At 58.8% G+C, this 9,534-nt stretch carries 8 protein-coding genes; 6 read left to right on the top strand and 2 right to left on the bottom strand.

The genetic code is table 11. The annotated features are described in order from the left end of the window. Positions 1-352 precede the first annotated feature (352 nt). The 4 genes from FEZ60_RS32055 (at position 353) to FEZ60_RS32040 (ending at position 4,626) form a co-directional block, all read left to right on the top strand. Complete coding sequence (locus FEZ60_RS32055; RefSeq protein ID WP_033237381.1) at positions 353-1,867, top strand: AMP-binding protein; 1,515 nt, start codon at positions 353-355, stop codon at positions 1,865-1,867. 339 nt (positions 1,868-2,206) lie between these two features. Beyond that, positions 2,207-3,016, top strand: coding sequence for a glucose 1-dehydrogenase (locus FEZ60_RS32050; RefSeq protein ID WP_172937934.1), 810 nt, complete (start codon positions 2,207-2,209; stop codon positions 3,014-3,016). Between the two features lie 81 nt (positions 3,017-3,097). Continuing rightward, positions 3,098-4,186 (top strand): Gfo/Idh/MocA family oxidoreductase, encoded by a 1,089-nt coding sequence (locus FEZ60_RS32045; RefSeq protein ID WP_202026741.1) that lies wholly within the window; start codon positions 3,098-3,100, stop codon positions 4,184-4,186. A gap of 11 nt (positions 4,187-4,197) precedes the next feature. After that, positions 4,198-4,626 carry a nuclear transport factor 2 family protein gene (locus tag FEZ60_RS32040; protein ID WP_033237383.1) on the top strand — a complete coding sequence of 143 codons (429 nt, stop codon included), beginning with the start codon at positions 4,198-4,200 and terminating at the stop codon, positions 4,624-4,626. 184 nt (positions 4,627-4,810) lie between these two features. On the opposite strand, the gene FEZ60_RS32035 is transcribed toward FEZ60_RS32040, so the two are convergent. Beyond that, a complete protein-coding gene (locus FEZ60_RS32035) occupies positions 4,811-5,659 on the bottom strand; it encodes a mycofactocin-coupled SDR family oxidoreductase (protein WP_095887140.1) in 849 nt (282 codons plus the stop codon). Between the two features lie 467 nt (positions 5,660-6,126). Further along, on the bottom strand, positions 6,127-6,801 hold the full coding sequence (locus FEZ60_RS32030) for a pyridoxamine 5'-phosphate oxidase family protein (RefSeq protein ID WP_033237378.1): 675 nt from the start codon (positions 6,799-6,801) through the stop codon (positions 6,127-6,129). Between the two features lie 442 nt (positions 6,802-7,243). On the opposite strand from FEZ60_RS32030, the gene FEZ60_RS32025 reads away from it, so the two are divergent. Together FEZ60_RS32025 and FEZ60_RS32020 are read left to right on the top strand one after the other, a co-directional pair. Then, the gene (locus FEZ60_RS32025) at positions 7,244-8,491 is read left to right on the top strand and encodes an amidohydrolase family protein (RefSeq protein WP_033237377.1); all 1,248 of its coding nucleotides are present in this window, start codon (positions 7,244-7,246) and stop codon (positions 8,489-8,491) included. 519 nt (positions 8,492-9,010) lie between these two features. Further along, positions 9,011-9,534, top strand: a 524-nt coding sequence (locus FEZ60_RS32020; protein ID WP_172937933.1) for an aldehyde dehydrogenase family protein, incomplete at its 3' end; no start/stop codon positions are given.

The following is a 9,534-nucleotide window of genomic DNA, read 5'->3' as shown; positions in this document are numbered from 1 at the left end:
CACCCACCGACAGCTCCGAAGGTCCTCGCCTCGGTGTGATGTGAAGGGAACCTCCGGTTGGGGTGTGGCTTATCGAAGCCCCGCCTCCGACCGGAGGTTTTGCTGTTCGTCGGTATACCCGGAAGAACGATATCGACGGTGCGCGTTCGCTCATTGGTTTCGGATACCGCGCCGAGATTCTGCGCACTGACACCAGCGAGGTCGGCCGACCAATATCGACCTAGTCGGGAAGCGCTCTGTGTGCGACGTAATCGTCTGTACAGCAGTCCCTTTCCGCTTCATTGCAAGGTTTCGTGCATCGCCGGAACGTGGCAGTTCATGCTGCTGTAGGCACTCAGAGGTGGAATGAATCGTGAATCTGACGCAACTCGCCGGGCTATACGAGAGCAAGCTTGCCGTTGTCATGGGACGAACGGGAAAATCGCTGACGTATCGGCAACTCGAAGAACAGTCGAATGCGATTGCGCATCTATTTCGACTGCGAGGACTGATCGCAGGTGATCACATCGCGATCCTCATGGAGAACGAGATTGAAGTTTTCCCTGTCGTATGGGCGGCGCAACGCTCCGGGTTGTTGTACACGCCGGTGAATTGGCACCTCAGCGCCGATGAAGCGGCCTATATCGTCGAGGACTGTGGCGCTCGGCTACTTGTACATTCTGAATCGCTGAGTGAATTGGCGCTGAAGGCGGAAGCGTCAGCACCTCAGCTGAAGTCACGGTTGGTGGTGGGCTCGGGTGCCGGAGATTCGCTGGAAGCAGAGTTAGAAGGGGTGCCCGTCACGCCTATTCCGGACGAGTCCGAGGGCTATTACATGTTCTACTCGTCTGGCACCACGGGTCGGCCCAAGGGAATTGTGCCGGAACGGACAGACCAGCCCTTCGGGTCGGGGCTCCCGATTGATTCCAGGATGGCCTCAGCCTTCGGATTCGGACCTGAAGCGGTGTACCTCAGTACGGGTCCGCTTTACCATGCCGCACCCCTCGGTTGGTGCCTGGGAACAATGCGCAACGGAGGGACTGCCATTGTCATGGAGCGGTTCGACGCCGAGTCTGCGTTGGCCCTCATCGAGAGGTTCTCGATTACCCACGGCCAGTTCGTTCCCACGATGTTCGTGCGCTTGCTCAAACTCGACGACGTCACCCGCTTGCGATACAACGTCTCGAGCATGGAACTGGTTGTTCATGCAGCAGCTCCATGCTCCATCGAAATCAAAGAGCGAATGATCGACTGGTTCGGGCCGAAGTTGACCGAGTTCTACGGCGGTAGCGAGGGCACTGGATTCTTCATGATTGACTCCCCGAACTGGTTGGCGCATAAGGGTTCTGTCGGACGAGCTGTTATCGGTGTGGTTCATGTTTGTGACGACGAGGGGATGGAACTACCAGCTGGGAGTATCGGAACGGTGTGGTTCAGCGACATCCGCCGATTCGAGTATCACCGTGATCCTGTGAAGACCGCAGAGTCCTTCAACGACAAAGGGTGGAACACGCTCGGCGATCTTGGGCATGTCGACGAAGACGGATACCTCTATTTGTCTGCACGGCGCACCGATCTGATTCTCTCGGGCGGAGTCAACATCTATCCTCGGGAAATCGAAGACGAACTCGCCCTCCATCCTGCAGTCGACGATGTTGTCGTAGTCGGACTTCCCGATGACGAGATGGGGCAGAAGGTGCACGCAGTAGTCGCGGTGACGCCGGGTGTCGTAGCCGACGAAGCACTGGTTGAAGAGCTCATCGAATACTGTCGAGCGCGTCTTGCCCGATACAAAGCTCCGCGGTCGGTGAGTTTCGACGAGGTGCCCCGGCTACCCAGCGGAAAAATACTGCGCCGCGAGCTGATGGCACGTTTCGGCGAAGCATGAACGAAGCAACCGGTCAGCTCAGTTCTGGCGAGGTTCGGTCAAGATGTAATGCGTAGAAGCACTTTTCGCACGATCGCCGTCATGGTCTGACTGTGCGGTGGTAGTGCGCGCATGGCCAGGGGTGACGACGCTCGGTGTCGGTCAAAGATGTCAACTGAACTCGGGAGTTCTTTCCGCACAACGGAATACTCGGTATCGAGCACGTCGAAAATCTTGATAGCGTCCCATCGGGACCAACTTGTGTTTCTGACGGCTTGGCTCAGGGATGGAACTCCACCTTTCCGGACCGTACAAACCGCCCGAACGATACAGGATCGAAAATACGGATTGGCGGGGCTGATGGGGCATGTGAGCGAAGGCGTCGACGATTGGTTCGAGGGCAAGGTGGCAATTGTCACCGGGGCATCGCGCGGCATCGGACGCGCTGTGGTCGGGAAATTGGCAGTACGAGGTGCGTCGGTTGTCCTCAACGGGCGGGATCAGGTGGTTCTCGATCTCGCAGTGAAGGAAATCGAAGATGCCGGTGGCTCGGCGATCGGGGTTCAAGGCGACTTCGCTGACCCCGAATTTCCCGAAAAGCTGATCGGTGCTTGCCAATCCGAGTTCGGACGAATCGACTTCGTGGTCAACAATGCCGCGACCAGCGCTCATTCGGGACGGGTTCTGGATTGTGGAAGGGAAGCCTTCAGCAAGACAATCCTGTCCAATACTTGGCCGGCCGTGGCGATTATCCAAGCAGCCGTGGCAGGTGGCCTCCCCGAGGGTTCGTCGATCGTCAACATCTCTTCGGCTGGGGCGCAACGCGTTCACGAGACGGCGGGTGTCTACACTGCGGGAAAGTCCGCACTCGAGAGCTTGACCTTCACGCTGTCACGCGAACTCGGACCTCGTGGCGTGACAGTCAACGCCATCGAACCCGGCATCATCAAGACAGATCTCGCCGGTGCGATCTGGAAAGGCGAGCGCGAAGCAGTGGAGAGCCGGCTCATCCCGATGCAGCGCCTCGGAGACCCTTCCGATATTGCGAACGCCGTGCTCTATCTCCTCGGGCCCGATGCGCGTTGGGTCAACGGCTCAGTACTTCGCATCGATGGCGGACGCTTCCATGTGGGTGGGGAGTCCGCCCACAAGATCGGCGTTTTTCAATGACTTCTCCCTTCGAGATCCCCTAGATCGCAAGTGTGACTGCCAAGAACCGGAAGCTTCTTCGAACAGATGGGTAGAGAGACGATGACAGTAAGAGTTGGTGTGGTTGGTTTGAGCGCCACGGGAAGCTGGGCGTCATACGCGCATCTGCCCGCGCTGCGGGCCGTCGAGGGCTTCGAAGTGCGCGCGTTGGCAACGAGTTCCCCCGAATCAGCGCAAGCTGCAGCCGAGGCCTACGGGGTGCCGCTGGCGTTTTCGAGCGTCGAGGACCTCGCACGATGCGACGAGGTTGATCTCGTGGTGGTGGCAGTCAAGGTGCCTCACCATCGTGAGCTCGTCCTCGAGGCATTGTCCGCCGAGAAGCCGGTGCTGTGCGAGTGGCCCCTTGCCAACGGTGTTGCTGAGGCCGCCGAACTGGCCAGTGCCGCCGAAGGCAAGCATGCCTATGTCGGCTTTCAGGGAACAGCTGCGCCGGCTGTGCGCTACCTACAGGATCTGATCGCCGACGGATTTGTCGGTGAACTGGTCTCCACCAGCCTGATCGCAACTGCGGGCCCCTGGGGTGGGCCTGTCGGGAATCGCACCGAGTACCTGCTCGACAAGTCCAACGGTGCGACTCTGCTGTCTATCGTCTTTGGCCATCTTGTGGACTCGTTCAGCTACATCGTCGGCGACTTAGCCGACCTGAACGCCACTACGGGTATACGGCGCCCCACGGTGCTCAACACCGATTCCGGTGAGTTCGTCACTGCCACGGCAGAGGATGAGATTGTCGTGACGGGAACTCTCACCAATGGCGCGATCGCTTCGCTCCATCTCAGAGGGATGAATGATCACTCCAGTAAATTGATCTGGGAGATCAACGGCACCGAGGGGCACCTGAGGATCGACGGGACCGGGGGCACTCTGGCCAACCCGGTGACCATCCGGGGAGCGCGCGGTGACGATGTTTTGAGTGAACTACCGGTTCCCGACGGCTACGATCACCACGCTGATTTGGTCGGCTCACCCGCCCACGCTGTCGCCCACGCCTACGACCGCCTTCGACTGGACCTCAATGGGGGCAGCAAGCAGGCACCGGACTTCGCGCACGGACTTCTGCGTCACCGGTTGCTCGACGCCATTGAGCGAGCAGCGGAAACCGGTTCGCGCCAGTGCATTCAGGGCCAGTGACCGAGTACCGCATGAACACAGACGACCTACTGCAGAAGTTGTGGACCGTCGAGTCCATCAAGCAGATGCGTGCCCGCGTCGCGCGATTCCTGGACACCAAGCGGTGGGACGAGTTCGGGAACTGCTTCACAGACGATGCAACGCTCGAAGCGCCCGAAGCGGATCTACGGTGGGAAGGGCGGGCGCGAATCGTGCAGGGAATCAGTGTCGGTATGGACGGTGTACGTACTGTTCACCACCTACACGCTCCGGAGATCGAGATCACCGGTCCGGACACTGCGACGGGCGTCTGGGCCATGTCGGACGTTCTCGAGCGCGTTTCTCCTCAGGGGTCCACGATCACGAATGGCTACGGGCATTACGTTGAGCACTACGAACGTCAGGATGGACAGTGGCGCATCCGATCTCTGCGCCTGGAACGACTCCGCATCGACATCTGATATATGGATAGTCGTCAAGAGTCATGGTGAGGCGCCGCCGGGAATCTACCCCGGCGGCGCCTCGTTGTTTCCTTGCCGAATCCAGTTCAGCGACTTCTCTCCCCGTGGTGAATTGATGCACAAGACTTGTCGCCGCTCGCCCCGTCGCAGTCGTTGAATCGGCCAGGTGCGTCCCTCGGAAGGCTCAGCGGTTGGTACGTCCGAGGTCGACGGGTAGCTGAATGCCGGTGACGTGACGGGCTTCGTTGGAGGCGATCCATGCTACGGCAGCGGCTATATCTTCAGACTCGCTAACCGGGTCGGGGAGACTTCCCATGAACAGCAATCCTAGGTCTTGACGCGCCTCCATCTTCTGATGCAGTTCGGGGACGGTGAGCCCGGTGGCGACACCGTGCGGATGAACGCTGTTGACCCGGATTCGGTACTTGGCAAGTTCGTTTGCCATCGTCTTCGCGAGGCCTGTTACACCGTGCTTTGCCGCTACGTAGTCTGCGAGGAACGGAAGACCCTTCAGGCCGGCGACTGAGCTGGTAAAGACGATCGAGCCGCCGGTTGCCTGCTCGATCAAGATCGGCACAGTGGCTTTGGCCGTGTAGAAGGCACCGTGCAAGTTATTGTCAATGGTGGAGTGCCAGTGATCGAGATCAATTTCCCAGGACAGCGAAGCGGTGGTCATGCCTGCATTGGCGACTACAACGTCAAGTCTGCCGAGCTGATCAACCCCGTTTTCGACCGCGGCTTTGAGAGCGCTGAAGTCTTTGACGTCTGTGACGCTGGTGACGACGCGTCGGCCGTGCTTTTCCACCAGTCGTGCGGTTTCGTCGAGATCTTCGGTTGTCGGGCCGGGGTATTCAGCAGTCGGGAGGTCTTCGCAGATGTCGAGAGCGATGATATCTGCGCCTTCGGCTGCGAAGCGGACTGCTTCAGCGCGTCCTTGTCCTCGGGCCGCTCCGGTGATGAACACAACCTTCCCTTCGTATCTATGGCCGTTGGGGGCGTCGGGGATCGGCGCTTCGGGAATCTCGATGGTCATTTCGCTCCTCGGTCGTGAAATGTGGCAGAGTGCCATCACGCACAGTATGTCTCCAAAGTGGCCTGCGCAACTTCAATTCGACTCTCTTGCAAAAGATTTCGTTCTGTCGGTCGATCGATATCGAGGTAGCCGGGGCAGGGATCGCAAGGTTGCTGTCGCACTCACTCCACACGAGTGAACTCACATGTTTCACCGGTATCGGTTGTGCAGCAGCGATTTCGCCGAGGGGCAAGCCGAATTGTTGGTACGGGGCGATATCGGACTGGCACAGAACATTTCCGGGAGCGCGAGGATGGCAACAGGTCACGGTGTGGGTCGCTATCCGTTGATGTTCAGGAGTTACTGCTGATCAGTCGATCTCGGCATGATTGAACTTCAAATGCTCGGCTGATCGGTGTCATTCTCTTGGCTCCCGTGCAACATCGAATGACCGTGATTCGGGGTCAACCTGCCTTAAGTAACCAGATTCATTTCTGGGACCATCGGTCGTAGCCGCTGGACGCTACGGCCTGGCGCAGTGCCTGCGAGTTATAGGTAAAGAACTGGACCGGGTCGAACTCGACCACTACGCGGTTCGGCGTGTCGAGCAGCGACAACTGCTGGTTCATTGCTTCTTCGTCGGCGCCCATTCCGACTCGCTTCAGGAACAACGGCAGAAGCCAACGCACCAGATCGCGATCTCCGTCGTGAACTGTCGCGATCGTCTTGGAGGTGACCATGGCGCCGGTCATTCCGGTGCCCAGGCTCGAGACCACGACACAACTCTCGGGACGTGCGCGCAATGCCTGCACTCGCTTGCGGTTAGTCGTGGTGTGGACCCAGAACTTACCCTCCGATCGCACAAATGAATGTGGCATGGACACCGGCCATCCGTCCTTGTTCGTCCAGCTGACGGTGCACTCGTGCTGCAAGTCGAACAACTTCTCGCGGTCGTCCTCGGAGAGTTTGAAGGCCGACAGATCCTCGAGATTATCGATTCTTTTTGCCATGCTGATGGATGCTATGTGGGTCGCGCGCAAATAGGTCTTGACGATTCCGCTCAACGGTACAGCCTTTGACGAAACTTCCTGTGCGACATCGGTGGTCGCAAAGATCCCGTGCGGATTCTTCCTTCGGCCAGGGAGATCGTCGTCCGGGAGCATGCCCCGAGGGTGCTCCGGTCCGCCCTGGCAAAACCTCGAACGTGATGCCGGCTATCTGCTGTAGACGGAGTATGGAGGTCTATCTCGACTGTTCGCCCTTGTTTAGTTCAGTGCCGGCCTGCATGCAGGGCTGGGTCCAGCAACGATATCGATTCCGTCATCGCATTTTTTCCAGCGGTCAGGCAGAGATCGACTGAGCACAAGTAGATCTGGCTGCGGACCTGGCGTGACGACGCCGTAGATCTCGGGGCGACGACGCTGGAGTTTCGTCGAAGGAAGGGGATGCCCCGTGGATCATTGACAAACTGAGCTCTAGTGATTAATTTAACACATACCAGCTGGTCGTACGGCTTGTGAAAGGTTCTCCACGTAAGCGTGTGTGGAGGAAATGCTCTACTTCCCATGTTGCGAGTCATCCGAATGGTTTACGGAGAGGTGTCCGATGAGGACTGAAGACTTGATTCTTGTAAGCACGGACGATCATGTGATCGAGCCGACCCACCTATTTGAAGGTCGGCTTCCGAAGAAGTACGCCGATGCGGCACCCCGCTTCATCACTCGCGAAGACGGGACAATGGCGTGGGTGTACGGGGACGCCGTCGTGTTGAACCCCGCTGTACAGGCGGTTGTGGGCCGACCGAAGTCCGAGTGGGGCATGGACCCCGTGTGTCGGGAGGAAATGCGACCGGGCGTCTACGACATCCACGCGCGTGTCAAGGACATGGATGTCAACGGCATGCTGGGTTCGATGTGCTTCCCCTCGTTCGTCCGTTTTTCCGGTGCACTCTTCTTGGAAAACGGCGATCGTGATCAGTCCGCCGCCATGGTCCGCGCCTACAACGACTGGCATATCGACGAGTGGGCTGGTACCTACCCAGGCCGGTTCATTCCGCTGGCCATTCCGATTCTCTGGGATCCGGTATTGGCAGCCGAAGAGATTCGCCGAGTAGCGAAGAAGGGCTGCCACGCAGTTACTTTCACTTCCAATCCTTACGACTTGGGTCTGCCGAGCATTTACCAGGATCACTGGGATCCGTTCTGGCGTGCGTGTGAGGAAGAAGGAACCGTTGTGTGCATGCACATCGGCTCCAACTCGAAGGCGCCGACGACGTCCCCGGACGCACCTGTAGAGCTGATCTACTCGCTGTCGCCCATCGGCTCGTTCGAAGCTGCCGCGGATCTTGTATGGAGCAAACTGTTCATCAAGTTCCCCCGACTGCGCGTCGCACTATCGGAAGGTGGAATCGGTTGGGTTCCATACTTCCTGGAGCGTTTGGACTACCTGTACAACCACACTCAGCACTGGTCGGGTATGGATCTCGGTGGCCGTCTGCCTTCGGAACTGTTCAACTCGAACGTCATCACCTGTTTCATCGACGACGAGGTCGGCGTCGACAACCTGCATCGACTCAACATCGACAATGTCACCTGGGAATGCGACTACCCGCACTCCGACACGATGTGGCCCAACTCCCCAGAGGGAGCAATGCGCTACATGAACAGAATCTCCGATGAGACGATCAACAAGATCACCCACCTCAACGCGATGAAGCACTTCCAGTACGATCCGTTCGCTCATATTTCGCGAGAGCAGGCCACAGTCGGGGCGCTGCGCAGTCGCGTTCCGGATTGGGACACCAGTGTCGTACCCACCGCGCACATGCGTCCGGATGCCACTGTAGGAGCGTAATTTTCATGACCGGCATGTCCCGATGACCGGTCGCGGGAGTTGGGCGACGGCTCGAGGTTCGTCAACGTGATGAGGGCGGAATCTCTCCCTGAGTCGAAGCCCTGATGCCTGCGGTGCCTCCAGCAAGAGACCTGACTGAGTCCATAGAGGTCCGGTGGCGCCGCAGGCACCTTGCAATACGCGCTGTTCGGATCCAGCGCACCGGCAACACCGGGATCAATTGTCAGACGGAGTTCGTCGGTTAGGTGGAGTCGACACCGGATATGCCGATAATTCGCAACATGATTCGACTTTTCTCGTCGCGCTGGACAATCAGTGAAGTGCAACCGAAACTGATCCCTCCCCCCGCCGGTACGAGTCGTGGGTCGATAGCGATATGTGTTTGTTGCCCTCGGGGGCGTCGAATATCGAATAGATGAAACAGAGCTTCTGTCGCACTGCGATTAATCGCCGGACTCGAATTCGGTTAGCGGATGTAGAGAACGCCGACAACGGGTGTGGACTGAGAGAAAGTGACAAATGAGTAATTCCGAGTACCGCATGTTGATCGACGGTGCGCTGGTCGCCGCGACGGGGGGCCGCACCTACGAGAATGTCAACCCGGCGAACGAAGAAGTCATCGGTGTTTCGCCGAATGCCGGTGTGGCCGATGTCGAACGGGCGATCCTGGCTGCGCGGCGGGCTTTCGACACCACGACGTGGTCGACAGACACCGAGTTCCGTCAGCGGTGCCTGGTGCAGTTGCAGTCCGCTCTGCGCAAGAACGCCGAAGAGTTGCGACCGGTCATCGTCGCCGAAGCCGGCCTACCGGTTGCCTTGACCTACGACGTCGGGTTGGACCGCTCGATCGATTTGATGAGCCATTACATCGGTCTCCTCGATACGTTCGAGTTCGAGCGGGTCATTACCCCGGTTGCCGGTGACGAGAAGGCGCACCGCATCGTGCGGCGTGAGGGTGCCGGTGTCGTCGCGGCGATTACGCCGTGGAACTACCCGTTCCACCTGGCGCTCGGCAAGCTGGTTCCCGCGTTGGCTGCGGGGTG

It is taken from the genome of Rhodococcus sp. MS16 (assembly GCF_013277795.1).
GTDB lineage: Bacteria > Actinomycetota > Actinomycetes > Mycobacteriales > Mycobacteriaceae > Rhodococcus_F > Rhodococcus_F globerula.
Note: the sequence above shows the minus strand (reverse complement) of the source record. Positions and strands in the feature narration are given on the sequence as shown.